This window comes from Amycolatopsis tolypomycina, from assembly GCF_900105945.1.
In the GTDB taxonomy this organism is placed as follows: Bacteria; Actinomycetota; Actinomycetes; order Mycobacteriales; family Pseudonocardiaceae; genus Amycolatopsis; species Amycolatopsis tolypomycina.
On the sequence record NZ_FNSO01000004.1, the window covers coordinates 2,272,186 to 2,290,121 of the forward strand.

Genomic DNA, 17,936 nt, shown 5'->3' on the forward strand with positions numbered 1-17,936 from the left:
ACGATGAAACTGACCTCGTACTGGCAGGACACCGCCACCCCCGGCGCGGACCACCGGCGCACGCCGGTTCCCGACCGCGTCGACGTCGCGGTCGTCGGCGGCGGGCTCACCGGGACCTCGGCGGCCGTCGAGCTGCGCAAGCTCGGCGCCTCCGTGGCCGTGCTCGAACAGCACACCATCGGCTGGGGAGCGTCGGGCCGCAACGGCGGCATGGCCACCACGGGTCTCGCGATCGGCTTCGGAACCGCCGTCAAACGCTACGGCGCCGACCGCGCGGTCGCGATGTTCCGGACCTACAACGACGCCATCGACAGCATCGAGAAGCTGGTCGCCGACCACGCGATCGACTGCGACTTCGCGCGCTCGGGCAAGCTGACCCTCGCCTACCGCCCGGCGCACTTCGACGCGATGGTCAAGACCCGGAAGGCCCTGAAGGACCTCGCCGGGCACGAGGTCATCACCGTCCCGAAGGCCGACCTCCACACCGAGCTCGGCTCCGACTTCTACCACGGCGCCACCGTCGACCCGCTCGCCGCGGGCCTGCACGTCGGCAAGTTCGTGCACGGCCTCGCGAAGACCGCCGACGCCCTCGGCGCGACGATCTGCGAGAACGCCGAAGTGACCACGCTGGACCGCCACCCCGGCGGTGGCCACGTCCTGCAGACCACCCGCGGCCGCGTGCACGCGGGGGAGGTGCTGATCGCCACCAGCGGCTACACCGGCAAGGTGACGCCGTGGCTGCGGCGGCGGCTGATCCCCGTCGGCAGCTTCATCATCGTCACCGAGCCCCTCGCCCAGGACGTCGTGGACCGGATCCTCCCGCACCGGCGGCAGGCCTCGGACAGCAAGAACCTCATCTACTACTTCCGGATCACCCCGGACAACCGGCTGCTCTTCGGCGGCCGCGCCCGGTTCGCGATGTCCAGCCCCGACTCCGACGTTCGCAGCGGGCAGATCCTCGTCAAGGCGATGACCGAGCTGTTCCCCTACCTCGCGGGCACCCGGATCGACTACACCTGGGGCGGGCTGGTCGACCTGTCGATGGACCAGCTCGTGCACGCGGGCGAGCGCGACGGCGTCCACTACTCCGTCGGCTACAGCGGGCACGGCGTGCAGATGGCCACCTACATGGGCCAGCGGATGGCCCGGTTCATCTCCGGCGACGCGCAGGCCAACATCTGGGGCGACGTCGGGTTCCCGCCGGTGCCGGGGCACTTCGGCCGCCCGTGGTTCCTGCCGCTGATCGGTGGCGGGGCGCGCGTGCTGGACGCGATCTCATGACCGCCACGGCTCCGGTGACGGCTGCGTTCGGCCTGCCCGGCGGCGCACTGGTCGCCGGCGAGTGGCAGACCGGCGGGCTCACGTTCGCGGTGTCCGACCCCCACGACGGCAGCCGCGCCGGGTGGGTCGCGCGCAACGACGCGGCCGACGTCGACGCGGCGGTCCGGGCGGCGGCCCGCGCGGTCACCGAGCCGTGGCCGCTGTGGCAGCGCCGCGAGGCCCTCGAGGAGGCCGCCCGGCTGGTGCGCGACGAGGCACCGTGGCTGGCCGGGATCATCAGCACCGAGGGCAGCAAGACGATCGTCGAGGCCGAGCGGGAAGTGCGCCGCTGCGTCGAGACCCTGCGCCTGTCCGCGGCGGCCGGCAGCGTCCTGCGCGGCGAGGTCCTCGAATTCGCCGACACCGAGCGGGGAGCGGACAAGCGCGGCTGGTTCGTCCGCGCGCCCCTCGGCGTCATCGCGGCGATCACCCCGTTCAACGACCCGCTCAACCTCGTCGCCCACAAGGCAGGCCCCGCGCTGATCGCGGGCAACGCCGTGGTGGTGAAGCCCGCGGATGCGACGCCGCATTCGGCACTGGCCCTGGCGGAAATCCTGCTGCGGGCCGGGGTCCCGGCCGCGCGGGTCGCCGTCGTGTGCGGGGACGCGGAAACCGGGAACGCGCTCGTCACCCACCCGGGGGTCGCGGCGATCTCGTTCACCGGCGGGCCGGCCACCGCCGCCCGGATCGCCGCCGCGGCCGGGCCTCGCAAGCTGCTGATGGAGCTCGGCGGCAACAACCCGGTGCTCGTGAGCGGCACCGCCGACCTCGACACGGCCGCCGGCGCGATCGTGGCGGGCGCGTTCGGGTGCGCGGGCCAGAACTGCCTGTCCGTCCAGCGCGTCTACGCCGACGCATCGATCCACGAAGGACTGCTGGCGCGAATCACGGCCGGCACCGGCGCGCTGAAGGTCGGCCCCAAGACCAACCGGGCGACCGACGTCGGGCCGATGATCAGCGAGGCGGAAGCCGCCCGTGTCGAAGCTTGGGTGGATGCGGCTTTGGCCGGTGGCGCGCGGGCGCATACCGGCGCCCGCCGCGAAGGCTCCTACTACCACCCGACCGTCCTCACCGACGTGCCGACGGGCGCCGACGTGCTGGTGCGCGAGGTGTTCGGCCCGGTCGTGACCGTCGTTCCGGTCGCCTCCGCCGAGGAGGCGATCGCGGCGGCAAACAGCGCCCAGGCGCTGCAAGCGGGGATCTTCACCGGAGTGCTCGACGAGGCACTGTCCACGGCGGACCGGCTGCACGCCGGCGCGGTGGTCGTCAACGGCACGAGTGACGTGCGGATCGATTCGATGCCGTTCGGGGGATTCAAGAGTTCGGGAATCGGGCGTGAAGGCGTCCGGTTCGCGGTGGAAGCGATGAGCGAGCCCAAGTGCACGATCATCGCCGGGGGACCACCGCCTCAGTCCACAGTGAATCGCACCCAGTAGACAACACCGGGCCGGGCATGTTTCGCTCGCTCGTCGAAGGAGAATCCCATGCGGGTCAAGACGGCTTTGAGCGCGGTGGTCCTCACCGCCGCTGTGACGATGACAGCGTGCACCACCGAGAGCCCGGCCCCGGCGACCGGGGGTGGCGGGGCCGCCCCCACCGAGCACACCGACGACATTTCGGTCGGCGTGCAGCCCGACCCGGCGGCGGTCGCCCTGCTGCCCGCCGCCGTGAAGGCCAAGGGCACCCTGGTCGCCGCGGAGGACCTGACCAGCCCGCCGACCACCTTCATGGCGTCGGACAACAAGACCCCGATCGGGTTCAACCCGGACATCGCCCGGCTGATCGCGGCCAAGCTCGGCCTGAAGCTGGAGATCAAGAACGTCAAGTTCGACGTCATCATCCCGGGCCTGCAGGGCAACCGCTACGACCTCACGGTGTCGACCATGGGGACCTCGGCCGAGCGGCTGAAGGTCCTCGACATGATCGACTACCTGACGAACGGCTCCACGGTCGCCACGGCACACGGCAACCCCAAGCACCTGAGCATGGACTCGCTGTGCGGTGCCACTCTCGGCGTGCAGTCCGGCACCACCCAGGAACTCAAGTGGCTGCCGAAGCTGAACCAGGAAAACTGCGTGAGCAAGGGGAAAGACCCGATCAAGGCCGTCGCGCTGCCGAGCGTCAGCGACGCGCTGACCCAGGTCGCCTCCCGGCGCATCGACGGCGTCTTCTACGACGCGACCTCGCTCAACTGGGCCAAGGCCAAGCAGCCGAACGCCTTCGACGTCCTGCAGCCGGTGCTGAACCCGTTGCCGGTGGCCATCGCCCTGAACCTCGACTCGCCGCTCACTCCCGCCGTGCAGGCCGCGCTGCAGTCGGTCATCGACAGCCCGAAGTACGCCGAAGCGTTGTCCCGCTGGGGCTTCGACGGCCTGGGCGTCAAGACGGCCGCCCGCTCCAAGCCGCAGCCGAAGTGAGGGAACCGGTGACCGCACCGCTGCCCGAGGAGAAGAAACGGATCAGGCCCCCGCGCACGCGGGACTACGCCGCCTGGGTGGTGGCGGTCGCGATCGTCGCCGGCCTGCTCTACGCGCTGGTCAGCAACGAGAACTTCCAGTGGGACGTGGTGCTGCGGTACTTCACCGCAGCCTCCATCCTCGACGGCATCGGCATCACCCTCATGCTGACCGCGGTGAGCATGGCGCTGGGCACGCTGCTCGGGCTCGTCCTCGCGGTCATGCGGATGTCTTCGCAGGCCCCGATCTCCGGGCTGGCGCGGCTGTACATCACGTTCTTCCGGGGCACCCCGGTCCTGGTCCAGCTGGTGTTCTGGTTCAACGTGGCCGCGCTGTACCCGAACCTGGCCATCGCCGGCCACCCCGTGGACATGAACGCGCTGATCACCCCGCTCACCGCGGCGATCGTCGGGCTGACGCTCAACCAGGCCGCCTACATGGCCGAGATCATCCGCGGCGGCTTCGCGGCGGTGCCCCGCGGCCAGTTCGAGGCGGCCGAATCCCTGGGCATGAGTGAGTTCACCAAGCTGCGGCGGGTGATCATCCCGCAGACCATGCCCGCGATCATCCCGGCGACCGGCAACCAGGTGATCGGGATGCTCAAGGAGACGTCGCTGGTCAGCGTGCTCGGCGTCGCCGACCTGCTGCAGAGCGCGCAGTCGATCTACGCGCGGACCTACGAGACCATCCCGCTGCTCATCGTGGCCAGCCTGTGGTACCTGATCATGACGCTCACGCTCAGCGTTCCCCAGTCGATGATCGAACGCCGGTTCTCGCGCTCCTCGCGGCCGGCGATCAAGGTGAAGGAGTCGCTGCTGTGAGCGCCGACGGCACGATCGTGGCACGCAAGCTGTGCAAGAGCTACGGGCAGCACCAGGTGCTGCGGGACATCGACCTGACCGTCGCGGCGGGGGAGATCTCCTGCATCATCGGCCCCAGCGGCTCGGGCAAGTCGACGCTGCTGCGCTGCATCAACGGCCTGGAGACGCTCGACCGGGGTGTCCTGCGGGTCAACGGCGAGGACTTCGGCTACGTCGAGCACGAAAACGCCTACCACGCGGTGACCCCGCAGCGGCTCGCCCGGCAGCGGTCCCGGATCGGCATGGTGTTCCAGCAGTTCAACCTGTTCCCGAACATGACCGCCGAAGCCAACGTGATGTCCGGGCCGGTGCTGGTGAAGAAGGTGGCCAAGAAGGCGGCCCGTGAGCAGGCCGCCGAACTGCTGGCGCGGGTCGGGCTCGCCGGCTGCGGGCACAAGTTCCCGGCCCAGCTCTCCGGCGGCCAGCAACAGCGGGTCGCCATCGCCCGCGCACTGGCCATGGAACCCGGCATCATGCTGTTCGACGAGCCGACGAGCGCGCTCGACCCCGAACGCGTCGGCGAGGTGCTGGCCGTCATGCGCGACCTCGCCGGCCTCGGGATGACGATGCTCGTCGTCACCCACGAGATGGGGTTCGCGCGCGAAGTGGCCAAGGACATCCTGTTCATGGACGAAGGCATCGCGGTCGAGCGCGGCGACGCCCGCGAGGTGCTCGCCAACCCCGCCGAGCGGCGCACGCGGGAATTCCTCGAAAGGGTGTTGTGATGGACGGCGAGCTGGCGGTCATCGGCCTGGGCAGCGTGGGCAGCATGGCCCTGTGGCGGGCGGCGCGGCGATCGCGCGACGTCGTCGGGTTCGAGGCCTGGACGCCGGGGCACACGCGCAGCGCGGTCGGCGGCGACACACGGCTGTTCCGGATGACGTACCGCCGCGGCCCCCGCTTCACCCCCCTGCTGGAGCGGGCGAACGTGCTGTGGCCCGAACTGGAAGCCGAGACGGGCCACGAGATCCTCACCCGCTGCGGCGGCCTGTTCATCGGGGCGCGCACCGGCGACTACCTGCCGGAGCTGATCGCGACCACGACGGCGAACGGCACGCCGTTCGAGTTCCTGGAGCACGCCGAGCTCGCCGACCGCTACCCGCAGCACGGTCTGCGGCCGGACGACTGCGCGGTGTTCGACCCCCGGGCCGGCTTCCTGCGCACCGACCGCGCGGTGCTCGCCGCCACCCAGGCCGCCCGCGACGCCGGCGCCGAGGTGCTGGAAGGCACGGCCATCGACGAGATCCGCGAGGAGCCGGACGCGGTCGTGCTGCGTTCCGGCTCGCGAACCTGGCGGTTCGGGCGCGCGATCGTCGCCGCCGGCGGCTGGTCGAAGCACCTGCTCCCGCCCCCGCTCGCGGCCGCCGTCCACCCGCGCCGGAACTACCTCACGTGGTTCGTCGCCCGGCGCCCGGAGGAGTTCGCCCCGGCGCGGTTCCCGATCTTCGGCCGCATCGAGAGCGACCGTTCCCTCTACGGCGCACCGAGCACGGACGGCGTGACGGTGAAGGCCACGCTCGACGGGCGGTCCCGGCCCGCCGAGCACGCCGACCGCGTCCAGCGGGAGCTGACTCCGGCGGAGATGGCCGAGACCTGCGAAACGGTCGCGGAGTTCCTGCCGGGCCTGGTGCCGAGCATCGTGCGCGCGGACGCGTTCCCGGACCTCTTCACGGAGGATCAGGCCCCGCTGCTGGGCACGTTTCCGGGGCGCCCGCGCACGGTCTTCGCCACGGGGTTTTCGGGGGTGGGCTTCAAGATGGCACCGGCGTCGGGCGAGGCGGCGGTCGCCCTGGCGTTCGGTGAGCCGGTGGCCGGGGTCGAGGATTTCCGCCCGGCCCGGTTCGCCGGCGTCTGACGACCCGGTCCGGTGTGCGCGAGATCTTCGGCACATTGAATGAAAACGGTTTTCAGGTAGCCTGCTCGCAGCAGACCTGCCGACGAAGAACCGAGGACCATGAAAACCTGCCGCCTGTTGGTTTCCTGCCTGCTCGCTTCGCTCCTCTCGGGCTGCTTCGCGTCCGCCGGTGGCGCCGGGGCGGCTCCGGACGACGGACGGTTGCGGGTCGCGCTGGCCTTCGCGCCGTCGCAGAACCTCTCCCCGTACGGGCAGGACGGCTACATCCTGTCCCGGCTGGGGGTCGCCGAAGGCCTGACCCGCCTGGCCGCCGACGGCACCGCCGCGCCCGCGCTCGCCGAGTCCTGGCGGGCCGACGACGCCGGCCGCGGGTGGGTGTTCACGGTGCGGGAGGCCCGGTTCCAGGACGGCAGCCCGGTCACCGCGGCCGCCGTCGTGGCCGCGCTGACCCGGGCCGCGCAGGCCAAGCCGGTGCCGACGGCGCTGGGCGGGGTGCAGCTGACCGCGGCGGCCGTGGACACCAGGCAGGTGCGCGTCACCACCGGCACCCCCGATCCCGTGCTGCCCCTGCGGTTGTCCAGCCCCGCACTCGCCGTCTTCTCCCCGAAGGCCTACGAACGGCCGGGTGCCGTCGACCTGGTGGGGACCGCGACCGGGCCGTTCGCCCTCACGGCGATCACCGGCACCACGGCGGCCACTTTGGACCGGTTCGACGGCTACTGGGGCGGCCGCGCCCGGGCGGCGGGCGTCGACGCGAAGTTCGTCACCGACGGCACCGCCCGCGCCAACGCGCTGCGCACCGGGCAGGCCGACATCGTCGACACCCTGCCGGTCGCCGGGCTCGCCTCGCTGGACGAGCGGCTGGTCCAGCTGAAGGCCACGCCGCGGAACACCGTGCTGTACCTGAACACCAGGTCCGGCGTCTTCGCCGACCCGGGCGCGCGGGCGGCCGCGCGGGAGGCGATCGACACCGCCGTCCTGGCGAAGAACGTGTACGAGGGCTACGCCGAACCCGGCCGCGGGATCTTCGGGCCCGCGCTGACCTGGGCCGCGGGCAAGCGGGTTCCGCCGGAGGGCCGGGCGAAGGCGATGCGCCCGGCCGCGGCCGCCGTCACGATCGCCACCCACGGCAGCCGGCCCGAGCTGCCCGAGGTCGCCCAGGTGCTGCAGCAGCAGCTCGAAAAGGCCGGCTTCACCGTGAAACTGACCGTCCTCGACCCCGCGCGGCTGGACAGCGACGCCCTCGCCGGGAAGTTCGACGCCGTCGTCAACTCCCGCAACGTGCTGCTCGAAACCGGGGACCCGGTCTCCGTCCTCGCGAGCGACTTCACCTGCGCCGGCGGCTACAACCTGGCCGGGATCTGCGACCGGCGGATCGACGACGCCGTCGCGGCCGCCCGGCCCGTCGCCGATCCCGGCCGGCGGCAGGACGCGGTGATGGCGGCCGAAGCCGCCGTGCTCGCCACGGACGCGGTGGTCCCGCTGGTGCACCTCAAGGTCGCGGCCGGGATCGGCCCGTCGGTGCAGGGCGCGGTGCCGGACCCGTACGAGCGGGCCATGGTCGGCCCGGGGACCCACCGCTGAGCACGAGGACGCCCGGCACCGTGCACCGCGCGCTCCGCCGGCCCGGCCCGCTCGACGTGCTGTGGCGGATCGGGCTCACCGCCCTGCTGGTGTGCGGGATCGGCCTGCTGCCGTGGCTGTCGCGGACCGACCCGGCGCTGACCGTGCTCAAGGCCCGCGCGGTGGACGGCGAGCCGACCCCGGAGGCCCTGCAAGCCGTCCGGGACGAACTCGGGCTCGGCGACGGCCCGCTGCCGCCGCTCGGCCGGTGGCTCGGCGGCCTGCTGCACGGCGACGCGGGCCGGTCGTGGGTGTCCGGGACCGAGGTGCTGCCGTCGGTGGTGGACGCGCTCGGCGTCTCGCTGCTGCTGATGGCCGCCGCGCTGGCGGTTGCCGTGGTCACGGCCGCCGGGGTGTGCGCCCGCACGCTGTGGCTCGGTCCGCGGCGGCGCCTCGACGGCCGCGGGGCCGGGGGCAGCGGGGCGGCCGTGCTGGCCGCGCTGCCCGAGTTCCTCGTCGCGGCCACGCTGGCCACCGTCGTCGGCGTCCGGCTGGGCTGGCTGCCGGCACTCGGCTGGTACGGTCCACAGTGGATGGTGCTGCCCGCGGTGGCGCTGGGGCTGCCGGCCGGCGCGGTGCTGGGCCGGCTGCTCGACGACCTGCTGCCCGGCGCGTTCGCCGAGCCGTGGACGCTGACCGCCACCGCCTACGGCGTGTCCCCGGGATCCATTGCCCGCCAGGCTTTGCGGCGGTGCGTGCCGGCGCTGGTGCCCAACCTCGGCCTGTTCGCGGTCGGGCTGACCGGCGGTGCGGTCGCCGTGGAGAAGCTGTTCGACATCCCCGGCCTCGGCCGGACCACGTTGGACGCCGCGCTCGCCCAGGACCTGCCCGTCCTGCAGGCGGGCACGCTCGTGCTGCTCGCGTTCGCGGCCGCGGCCGGGGTGCTCGCCCGGCTCGCGGCACGGTGCCTGATCGGGCCGGCGTTGCGGGACGGCGAGCTGCGGTCACTGAGCGGGTCCGGCAAGCCCCGGCCGCGTGCGCTGCCCCTGGTGTACGGAACGCTGCTGCTCGGCGTCATCGGCCTCGGCCTCCTGCGCGACCCCTACACGGTCGACCCCGCCGCCCGGCTGCAGCCGCCGTCCGCGGCCCTGCCGTTCGGGGCCGACGCGCTCGGCCGCGACGTCCTCGCCCGGGTCGGCCACGGCGCGCTCGGCACCCTTTCCTGGGCGGTCGCCATCAGTGCCGCCGCGCTCGCCGTGGGATTGGTGCTGGGCTTCCTGCCCCGGGTGGCCGGGCCGCTGGTCGAGCTGGCCAACGCGGTACCGCCGGTGGTGGCCGGGCTGCTGGTCACCGGCGTCGCGGGCCGTGGCCCGTTGACCCCCGCGCTGGCAGTGGCCGCCGTCGCCTGGGCCCCGCTGGCCACCCACACGGCGGCCTTGCTGCAGCAGGAACGCGCCACGACGCTGATGGCGGCGACGCGCGCACTGGGCGCGGGGGAGTGGTACCTGCTGCGCCGGCGGCTCCTCCCGGCGGTGCTGCGCCCGGTGACCCGCCACGCCATGCTGCGCCTCCCGGGGATCGCGCTGGCGTTGGCCGCACTGGGTTTCCTGGGGCTGGGCGCCCAGCCACCGTCGCCCGAGTGGGGCCTGCTCATCGCCGAGAACCACGCCTACGCGGAGCGCGCACCCTGGGGCGTGCTGGCGCCGGCGGCCGTACTGGCCCTGCTCGGGGCACTGGCCGTGACCGCGGCGGGCGGCGTCCGGTGGCCCGGTCGCCGCATGACTCGGCCGCAGGCGAAGGTGCGATGAGTGGACCGAACCGGTTCGACTGCAACTGCTCCACGCGAAACTTTCATGCCTGGTAACAGTTGTCCTTGACCGGTGCCCACATTCGTACCATGCTGGCGCACCGATCGCTCGAACCGGTTCGACGCCCGGCTGCGCCAGAGAGGACCCACGATGTCCAGGCCACCGCGACAGTCCACAATGGAACGGCCGCTCGCTCTGCTCGTCGTCCTGATCACGGTGCTGGCCGGCGTTCTCCTGCCCGCGCACCCAGCGCACGCGGCGGCGAGCACGTTCACCCTCGGCACCACGCGCACCGACACGGCAGGCCGCCCGCTGCAGCTGCACGGCATGGGCATCGTGCAGGTCGGTGCCACCTGGTACGGCTTCGGCGAGGACAAGACCGGCCAGACCACGGCGAACACCGCCTTCCAGGACATCCCCTGCTACACCTCGACCGACCTGGCGAACTGGACGCACCAGGGGATCGCGCTGGCGAAACAAACCAGCGGCGACCTCGGGCCGAACCGCATCGTCGAGCGGCCCAAGGTGATCTACAACGCCGGCACCCGCACGTACGTCATGTACCTGCACATCGACAACACGAGCTACTCCGACCAGCGGGTCGGCGTGGCGACCAGTCCCACGCCCTGCGGCCCGTACAGCTACCGGGGGAGCTTCCAGCCGCTGGGCAACCAGAGCCGGGACATCGGCCTGTTCCAGGACACCGACGGGTCCGCGTACCTGCTGAGCGAAAACGCCGGCCGCAGCCTCCGCATCTACCGGCTGTCCGCCGACTACACCTCGGTGGCGAGCGCGGTGGCGACCCTGCCGAACCACGAGTCCCCGGCCGTGATCAAGGTCGGCGGGACGTACTACCTGCTGGCCTCCCACCTCACCGGGTGGGCCACCAACGACAACGTGTACGCGACCGCGACGTCGCTCGCCGGTCCCTGGTCGCCGTTCCGCAACTTCGCGGCGCCGGGCACGAACACCTACAACAGCCAGACGGCGAACATCATCACGGTGCAGGGCAGTGCGGCGACCACCTACATCTACGCCGGCGACCGCTGGACGGGCAACGCCATGGGGAATTCGCCGCTGATCTGGCTCCCGCTCACGATCCGCGGCACGACGGTCAACCTGGGCCAGTACCCGAGCTGGACCCTCGACACCGACGCGGGCACGTGGTCGGCGAACTCGGGGCTGCCCACCGCCGGCACGCACGTGCTGAAGAACGCCGGCAGCTCGCTGGTCATGGACGCCTCCGGTGCCTCGACCGCGGCCGGCGGCAAGATCATCCAGTGGCCCGCGCACGGCGGCACCAACCAGCAGTGGCGGTTGACGCGGCTCGCCGACAACGTCTTCACGATGGTCAACGTCAACAGCGGGCTGTGTCTCGACGTCCCGGACGCGTCCACGGCGAACGGAGTCCAGCTGCAGCAGTGGACCTGCACCGGCGCGGCCGGCCAGCAGTGGACCGCGGACCTGGTGGGCAGCCTCACCGGCAGCCAGTACTTCCTGCAGAACGTCAACAGCGGCCTCGCGATCGGGGTGTCGTCCACCGCGAGCGGTGCGCAGGTCAGCCAGCTCGGCGGGACGGGGGCGGCGAGCCAGGTGTGGACGGTCTCCTGACCCGCCCGGCCTACTCGAACACCCCGTAGCCCGGGACGGCGTGCGCCCGGACGCCGTCCATGTCGAGCTCCACGCCGATGCCGGGCGCGTCGGGCAGCGTGATGTAGCCGTCCTTGACGATCGTCCCGCTGCCGTCGGGCGCGTGGACGTAGCTGTCCCACACCGCGCGTTCCTCGAGGGCGTGCCACTCCTGGACGAAGAAGTTGGGGATCGCCGCGCACTGGTGCGACGTGGCCATCGTGCCCAGCGGGGTCGACACCAGGTGCGGCGCGAACGGGATGTAGTGCAGCTCCGCGAGGTTGGCGATCTTCTTGGCCTCGGCGAGGCCGCCGCACTTGGGCACGTCCGGCTCGATGACGTCCACCGCGCCGCGTTCGAGCAGCTCGCGGAAACCCCAGCGCAGGTAGAGGTTTTCCCCGGCGCAGATCGGGGTGCGGGTCTGCGCGCGCACCCGCACCAGCGCGTCGACGTTCTCCGCCGGGATCGGCTCCTCCAGCCACATCAGGTCGAACGGCTCGAGCGCCCACGCGATCCGGCACGCGCTCGGCACGTCGTAGCGGGCGTGCAGGTCGATGGCCAGGTCGACGTCCGGGCCGATCGCCTCCCGGACGGCGGCCACGCGCTCGGTCATCGAGCGCAGCTCGGCCGCGTTGACCGTGTGGTTGAAGACGTCGAACTTGGCCGGGTGGTGGAGGTTGTCGATGTCGAACTTGAGGGCGGTGAAGCCTTCGGCGACCATCCGCTGGGCCCGGTCGACGCACCCGGCGACCGAGCCCGCCGGGTCGTCGCCGTCGCCGCAGTCGGCGTAGAGCCGGATCCGGTCGCGGAACTTGCCGCCGAGCAGCCGGTGGACCGGCTGGCCCGCGGCCTTGCCCGCGAGGTCCCACAGCGCGAGCTCGATCCCGGACAGGGCGATCACGAACACCCCGCCCTGCGGGCCCGCGAAAACCTTGCTGCGGCGCAGCTTTTCCCAGCACCGCTCGACGTTGCGCGGGTCCTCGCCGAGCAGCAGGGGTGTCAGGGCGCGGATCATGCCGACGACGGCACCCGCGCCGGCGTCGGGATTGGCCTCGCCGAACCCGCTGAGCCCCTCGTCGGTGTCGATCCGGACCAGGGTGGCCTCGCCGTGGTAGGCGACCACCGCCGTCGTGACGTTCACGATCCGCATTGCTCTCCTGCCGCCGGGTGGTGCCGATGAATGGAGTAACGCGCGGTCCAACTTGTCCGATAAGCTGATGACATGCAAAGGAGACAAGAGTCTCCGGACGCTGTCAAGGTCCGGACCCTCCCGGTGCAGGTGGCGGCCCACCTGACCCGGCGCATCGTCGCCGGGGAGGTCGAAGACGGCCGGGCCCCGTCGGAACTCGAGATCTCCCGGGAGTTCGGGGTGTCCCGCGTGGTCGCGCGGGAGACGCTCAAGATCCTTGCCTCACTGGACATCGTCGACGTCGCGCAGGGCCGCCGTGTCGTCGTGCGCCCCCGCGCGGAGTGGGACTACCTGAGCCCGCTGCTGATCGAGTGGCTGCCCACGGAGATCGTCGACGAGCTGCTGCAGGAACTGCACCAGCTGCGCGTGCTGCTCGAGCCCGAGCTGGCCGCGATGGCCGCCGCCAGCGTCACCGGCGAGACGCTGGCGCGGCTGCGGGACGAGATCGGCCGCATGGCGGAGCTCGAGGCCGATCCCGAGGCCTACCTCGAGGTCGACCAGGAGTTCCACATGGAGATCTGCCGGGCGGCCGACAACCGCATCCTCGACCGGATCATGTACTCCGCCCGCTGGCTCGGCACCGCCAGCCGCCGCCTCACCAACGAGGCGCCGGCCGGCAGCCTGCACCGCGCCACCGCCCAGCACACGGAGATCTACGAGGCGCTCGTGGCGCGCGACCCGGAGGCCGCCCGCTCGGCGATGCGCCGGCACCTGAGCAACAACTACACCACGCTCCTCGCGGAGAAGGAGCAGCGAAGCAAGCGGGCCGCCCGGCGGCGTTAGACGCACTGCACGACACAGCAGGACACTGCACGACCGAGTTCCGCCAACGTTGGCGAGGACGGACGAGGCATGGCAGCACCCGCGATCCTGCCGGCCACCGGGCCCGGGCCGCCCGGCGGCGACATCGCGCGGGTGCGCCCGCCCGCCCTCGCGCCCGGCTCACGCACCCGTGGTCCGGCATCACTCACCGCATGAACGACCCGCAGCGCGGCGCACGCCCCGCTGTCCCGCCGGTTGCACCGTCGCCCCGTCGGTCCGCGTCCGCCCGATCGGACGCGAAAGGAGTGGTCATGGCAGAGAAAACGGACTGGTCGAGACGCTCGTTCCTCGGCATGAGCGCGCTGGGTTTGCTCGGTCTCGCCGGGTGCAGCAGCAGCCCCGCACCCGCACCGAAGGTCGACGTCCAGGTGCCCCAACCCCTGCTCGACCAGGCAGCCTCGCTGCGCGGTGGCTCGGCGGGGATGCTGTCGCAGAAGCTGTATTCGGAGGCCGCCAACAAGGCGCTGGACAAGGCGCTGCAGGTGTTCGCCCAGGCCACCGGCACCACGATCCGCAACGACCTCGTCTCCGGCGACGCCGGGGACATGGTCGCGAAGATGGATGCCGAGGTGAAGGCGGGCACCAGCCGCGACCTGGCCTTCGTCAGCGATCGGCGGTTCGTCGGCCAGCTCCACAACCTCGGCGCCCTCACCGACGTCACCGACGTCGTCGAGGAAATGCGTGCGCTCTACGGGGATCCCGCGACCGAGGCGAACAACTACTGCGTCTTCGACGGGCGCTGGTTCGCGATCCCGTACCACTTCATCGCGACCGGGATGTACCTGCGCAAGGACTGGTACCAGGAGAAGGGGCTGCCGCTCAAGCCCTACTACACGTGGGAAGAACTGCGGGACAACGCGTTGGCGGTGTCCGACCCGGCGAAGCGGCGCTTCGGCTGGGGGCTCACGGTGAACCGCTCCGGCGACGCCAACGGGTTCATCGCGAACGTCATCAACACCTACGGCGGGGCGATCGCGGACAACACCGGAACGAAGGTGGTCTTCAACTCGCCGGAGACCGTCGAAGCGGTCTCGTTCATCGGCGACATCTACACGAACCCGAAGTACACGCCGATGCTGCCGCCGGGCATCGGCAGCTGGACCGACTCGAGCAACAACGAGAACTGGCTGGCGCAGATCCTCGGCCTCACGCTCAACCAGTTCAGCGTCTACGCCGACTCCAAGACCAAGAAGAACCCGGTCTACGCCAACACGCACGTGTTCAACGGCGCCACCGGACCGGCGATCGACCGGCCGCTCGCGTTCGGCGAGTCCAACTCGTTCGTCGTGTTCAAGGGCGCGAAGAACCCCGAGCTCGCCAAGCTGGTGGCGAAGTTCATGGTCGGCGGGAGCGCGCTGCTCGGCGTCGCGAAGGAAGCACCGTGCCTGGTCAACCCGTCGTGGAGCAAGGTGTGGGACTCCGACCCGTACTACACCGGCGGTGACCCGGCCTTCCCCGCGCTGCGGGAGCAGACCCGCGCGCCGCTCCCGGTGAAGACCCGCACGGGCTTCGCGTTCCCGCAGGCGCCGAGCCCCGGCGAGCAGGCCGCCACCGCCGCCTACGTGCTGACCGACATGATGCAGTCGGTCATCCAGGGCACCCGGCCCGCCGACGCCGTGGCCGCGACCCACGCGCGGATCGTCCAGGTCTTCGAGCAGCAGGGCTACCGGCAATGACGATCCTTCGTCCGCGCCCGGCGCCGGCCCGTCCGGCGCCGGGCGCGTCGTCCTCGCTCACCGCGTCGCAGCGGCTGCTCGGACGTGACTGGCGGCTCGCCGCGGTGTTCGTCGGGCCGACGCTGCTGCTGGTCGCCGGCCTGATCCTGGTCCCGATCTTCAGCTCGATCGTCACCAGCACCACCGAGCGCCACGGCGCGGAGACGGTCTTCGTCGGGCTGGACAACTACACCGCCCTCGTCGACGACGCCCTGTTCCACCGGGGCGTGCTCAACTCGTTCGTCTTCACCGCGTACGCCGAGATCTTCAAGGTGGCCTTCGGTCTCATCGGGGCGATGCTGCTGCACCACCTGCGCCGCGGCCGCGCGATCGTGGCCGGGGTGATCCTGCTGCCGTGGGTGATCCCGACGGTCGTCACGGCCTTCACCTGGCGGTCGCTGCTCGACCCGATCTTCGGCAGCGTCAACGTCCAGCTGACCGACTCGGGGATCGGTCCTTTCCTCGCCGCGATCGGGCTCGTCGACTCCTGGCCCGCGGAGTGGCTGTCCGATCCCGCGCTCGCGATGCCGTCGGTGATCCTGGTCAACGTCTGGAAGGGCATCCCGTTCTTCACGGTGACGTTCCTGGCCGGGCTCAAGGCCATCGACGGCAACCTCCACGAAGCCGCGATGGTCGACGGCGCCTCGCCGTGGCAGCGCTTCCTGCACATCACGCTGCCGGGGCTGCGCAACGTCATGATCGTGACGGTGCTGCTGTCGTCGATCTGGACGTTCAACAACTTCGACCTGATCTGGCTGATGACCCAGGGCGGTCCGGGGGACGCGACCGCCCCGTACGTGATGGTGGCCTACTCGAAGGCCATCCAGCAGCTGCAGCTGGGTGCGGGCGCCGCGGTCACGCTGGTGATGCTGCCGGTCATCGCGATCCTCGTGGTGCTCCTCGTGCGGGTGATGCGGCGCAGCGACTCACCGGGCACGGGCGATCCGGGCCGGCGGCGGCTGACGCCCGCTCAGCGCCGGGCGCTGCCCTGGGTGATCGTCGCGGGTGCGGCGCTCGTGCTGGCCTGGGCGTCACCGCAGATCGCCTGGAAGGCCGCGCTCGTGCTGGGGGTGTTCGTGGTGCTCGCGGCCGCCGTCGGCCGGGTCGTCTCCGCGCTCGCCATCCGGGGCAGCCGGCCGGCCGCCCGGCTGGTCGGCGGGACCGGCAGCGGCATCGCACTCGTGGGGCTGCTGGGTTTCGTGCTCGCCCCGCTCTACTGGATGACGGTCACGGCCTTCAAGTCCGACGACCAGATCGTCGCGCGCACCGACGACCTCTGGCCGACGCCGTGGACCACCGAGCAGTTCACCAACCTGTTCACCGGCGCGTTCGGCACCTGGTACGTCAACACGATCCTGGTGTCGGTGGCGTCGACCGTGATCGCGCTGGTCTGCGCGGCGCTGGCCGGCTATGCGTTGGCACGCTTGAAGTTCCGAGGTTCGGAGAGCTTCACGGTGACGATCCTGCTCACCTACGTGATGCCGGGCGCGCTGCTGTTCATCCCGCTGTACCGGATGATGAGCGGGATCGGGCTCAACGACTCGCTGTGGTCGCTGGTGCTCGCCTACCCGACGTTCACCCTGCCGTTCGCGACCTGGCTGCTGGTCGGCTACTTCAAGTCGATCCCGGCGGAGCTGGAGGAGGCCGCGCTGGTCGACGGCTGCACGCGGTTCGGGGCGTTCCGCCGGATCGTGCTGCCGCTGGCCAAGCCGGGCCTGCTCGCGGTCGCGCTGTTCACGCTCACCAACGCGTGGAACGAGTTCCTCTTCGCGTTCGTGTTCATCACCAAGGACGAGAACAAGACACTGCCGGTCGGCATGCAGTCGATGATCTTCGGCGACGTCGTCCCGCAGGGCCAGCTGGCGGCGGCGTCGCTGCTGATCAGCATCCCGGTCGTGCTCATGTACGGCTTCGGGCAGCGGTTCCTGACCGAAGGGCTCACCGCGGGGGCGGTGAAGGGATGATCACTCCTTGCCCTGTGCGGCGCGCCACCGTTCGTACTCGGGCCGGGCCTCGTCCGACAGCGGGTAGTACCGGCGCAGATCGCCGCCCTCGGCCAGCCGGATGCGGGAGAACTCCTCCCATTCCGCATGTTCCTGCGCGGCGGCCAGCAGCGCGGGCGCGAGCTTCACCGGCACCACGACCGCACCGTCGTCGTCGGCGACGATGATGTCGCCCGGCTCGACGAGCGTGCCACCGCACGCCACCGGGACGTTGACGGCGGCCGGGACGATGTCGGTCTGCGCGTGGAAGTTCGGCGTGGCGCCCCGGATCCACAGCCCCAAGCCGAGCTTCTTGGCTTCGCCGATGTCGCGCAGGCAGCCGTCGACCACGACACCGACGCCACCGCGGCCCTTGAAGTAGGTCAGCATCATCTCCCCGAACACCCCGCTGCCCATGTCGCCGCGCGCGTCGACGACGATGAGGTCGCCGGCCTGCGCGTGGTACATGACATGCCGGTGCAGCTGCTTCTCCGGCTCGGCGTATTCGTCGACGGGGTAAAGGTCTTCCCGCTTCGGCAGGAACTGCAGCGTCAGCGCGGGACCGGCCACGCGCACACCGGGCGTCACGGAGACGGGGCCACGGAGGAAGGCACTGCGAATCCCCATGCGGCTGAGTTCCGCACTGGCTGTCGCGCTGCCGACGGCGGCGAGGGCGGCGCTGAGTTCGGCGGGTGGGCGAACGATGCCGGGTGTCTCGACCACGTCGGGGGCTCCCT

General features: G+C 71.5%; 15 protein-coding genes. 13 read left to right on the forward strand and 2 right to left on the reverse strand.

Annotated elements, in window-relative coordinates; genetic code table 11:
• The first annotated feature begins 3 nt into the window (after positions 1 to 3).
• From BLW76_RS20640 to BLW76_RS20680, 9 genes are all read left to right on the forward strand, one after another.
• Positions 4 to 1,281, forward strand: coding sequence for an NAD(P)/FAD-dependent oxidoreductase (locus tag BLW76_RS20640; protein WP_091309848.1), 1,278 nt, complete (start codon positions 4 to 6; stop codon positions 1,279 to 1,281).
• Positions 1,278 to 2,756 (forward strand): aldehyde dehydrogenase family protein, encoded by a 1,479-nt coding sequence (locus BLW76_RS20645; protein WP_091309850.1) that lies wholly within the window; start codon positions 1,278 to 1,280, stop codon positions 2,754 to 2,756. The genes BLW76_RS20640 and BLW76_RS20645 overlap by 4 nt, the downstream gene beginning before the upstream one ends.
• Before the next feature lie 48 nt (positions 2,757 to 2,804).
• A complete protein-coding gene (locus BLW76_RS20650) occupies positions 2,805 to 3,737 on the forward strand; it encodes an ABC transporter substrate-binding protein (protein WP_167384666.1) in 933 nt (310 codons plus the stop codon).
• An 8-nt stretch (positions 3,738 to 3,745) separates the two neighbouring features.
• Positions 3,746 to 4,597, forward strand: coding sequence for an amino acid ABC transporter permease (locus BLW76_RS20655; protein ID WP_091309853.1), 852 nt, complete (start codon positions 3,746 to 3,748; stop codon positions 4,595 to 4,597).
• A complete protein-coding gene (locus BLW76_RS20660; protein ID WP_091309855.1) occupies positions 4,594 to 5,361 on the forward strand; it encodes an amino acid ABC transporter ATP-binding protein in 768 nt (255 codons plus the stop codon). Before BLW76_RS20655 ends, BLW76_RS20660 begins: the two co-directional genes overlap by 4 nt.
• Positions 5,361 to 6,491 carry an N-methyl-L-tryptophan oxidase gene (gene solA, locus BLW76_RS20665; RefSeq protein ID WP_091309857.1) on the forward strand — a complete coding sequence of 377 codons (1,131 nt, stop codon included), beginning with the start codon at positions 5,361 to 5,363 and terminating at the stop codon, positions 6,489 to 6,491. The genes BLW76_RS20660 and solA overlap by 1 nt, the downstream gene beginning before the upstream one ends.
• A 99-nt stretch (positions 6,492 to 6,590) precedes the next feature.
• Positions 6,591 to 8,075: an ABC transporter substrate-binding protein gene (locus BLW76_RS20670; RefSeq protein ID WP_091309859.1), complete on the forward strand. Its 1,485-nt coding sequence runs from the start codon at positions 6,591 to 6,593 to the stop codon at positions 8,073 to 8,075.
• Positions 8,076 to 8,095: 20 nt separating this feature from the next.
• A complete protein-coding gene (locus BLW76_RS20675) occupies positions 8,096 to 9,862 on the forward strand; it encodes an ABC transporter permease subunit (protein WP_091309862.1) in 1,767 nt (588 codons plus the stop codon).
• Positions 9,863 to 10,012: 150 nt separating this feature from the next.
• Positions 10,013 to 11,473 (forward strand): RICIN domain-containing protein, encoded by a 1,461-nt coding sequence (locus BLW76_RS20680; RefSeq protein ID WP_091309864.1) that lies wholly within the window; start codon positions 10,013 to 10,015, stop codon positions 11,471 to 11,473.
• Positions 11,474 to 11,483: 10 nt separating this feature from the next.
• Here the strand turns inward: BLW76_RS20680 and BLW76_RS20685 are convergent, their stop codons facing one another.
• Positions 11,484 to 12,641, reverse strand: a complete 1,158-nt coding sequence (locus tag BLW76_RS20685; protein WP_091309866.1) for a mandelate racemase/muconate lactonizing enzyme family protein — start codon at positions 12,639 to 12,641, stop codon at positions 11,484 to 11,486.
• Between the two features lie 72 nt (positions 12,642 to 12,713).
• Here BLW76_RS20685 and BLW76_RS20690 point away from each other — a divergent pair, with 72 nt between their 5' ends.
• The 4 genes from BLW76_RS20690 to BLW76_RS20700 all read left to right on the forward strand — a co-directional run bounded on the left by BLW76_RS20690 (position 12,714) and on the right by BLW76_RS20700 (position 17,181).
• A complete protein-coding gene (locus tag BLW76_RS20690; RefSeq protein ID WP_244170242.1) occupies positions 12,714 to 13,463 on the forward strand; it encodes a FadR/GntR family transcriptional regulator in 750 nt (249 codons plus the stop codon).
• A gap of 69 nt (positions 13,464 to 13,532) precedes the next feature.
• On the forward strand, positions 13,533 to 13,658 hold the full coding sequence (locus tag BLW76_RS50460; RefSeq protein WP_279627691.1) for a hypothetical protein: 126 nt from the start codon (positions 13,533 to 13,535) through the stop codon (positions 13,656 to 13,658).
• A gap of 95 nt (positions 13,659 to 13,753) precedes the next feature.
• Positions 13,754 to 15,178, forward strand: coding sequence for an ABC transporter substrate-binding protein (locus BLW76_RS20695; protein WP_091309871.1), 1,425 nt, complete (start codon positions 13,754 to 13,756; stop codon positions 15,176 to 15,178).
• Entirely contained in the window at positions 15,175 to 17,181 is a 2,007-nt protein-coding gene (locus BLW76_RS20700; protein ID WP_091309874.1) for an ABC transporter permease, read from the forward strand. The genes BLW76_RS20695 and BLW76_RS20700 overlap by 4 nt, the downstream gene beginning before the upstream one ends.
• On the opposite strand, the gene BLW76_RS20705 is transcribed toward BLW76_RS20700, so the two are convergent.
• Complete coding sequence (locus BLW76_RS20705) at positions 17,182 to 17,922, reverse strand: RraA family protein (protein WP_091309876.1); 741 nt, start codon at positions 17,920 to 17,922, stop codon at positions 17,182 to 17,184.
• Positions 17,923 to 17,936: the final 14 nt, after the last annotated feature.

Bases quoted from the DNA above. Each gene is read 5' to 3' on its own strand.
- BLW76_RS20695 (WP_091309871.1), top strand. From the start codon at position 13,754: ATGGCAGAGAAAACGGACTGGTCGAGACGCTCGTTCCTCGGCATGAGC.
- BLW76_RS20685 (WP_091309866.1), bottom strand. From the start codon at position 12,641: ATGCGGATCGTGAACGTCACGACGGCGGTGGTCGCCTACCACGGCGAG.
- BLW76_RS20700 (WP_091309874.1), top strand. From the start codon at position 15,175: ATGACGATCCTTCGTCCGCGCCCGGCGCCGGCCCGTCCGGCGCCGGGC.
- BLW76_RS20640 (WP_091309848.1), top strand. From the start codon at position 4: ATGAAACTGACCTCGTACTGGCAGGACACCGCCACCCCCGGCGCGGAC.
- BLW76_RS20690 (WP_244170242.1), top strand. From the start codon at position 12,714: ATGCAAAGGAGACAAGAGTCTCCGGACGCTGTCAAGGTCCGGACCCTC.
- BLW76_RS20680 (WP_091309864.1), top strand. From the start codon at position 10,013: ATGTCCAGGCCACCGCGACAGTCCACAATGGAACGGCCGCTCGCTCTG.
- BLW76_RS50460 (WP_279627691.1), top strand. From the start codon at position 13,533: ATGGCAGCACCCGCGATCCTGCCGGCCACCGGGCCCGGGCCGCCCGGC.
- BLW76_RS20645 (WP_091309850.1), top strand. From the start codon at position 1,278: ATGACCGCCACGGCTCCGGTGACGGCTGCGTTCGGCCTGCCCGGCGGC.
- solA (WP_091309857.1), top strand. From the start codon at position 5,361: ATGGACGGCGAGCTGGCGGTCATCGGCCTGGGCAGCGTGGGCAGCATG.
- BLW76_RS20670 (WP_091309859.1), top strand. From the start codon at position 6,591: ATGAAAACCTGCCGCCTGTTGGTTTCCTGCCTGCTCGCTTCGCTCCTC.
- BLW76_RS20650 (WP_167384666.1), top strand. From the start codon at position 2,805: ATGCGGGTCAAGACGGCTTTGAGCGCGGTGGTCCTCACCGCCGCTGTG.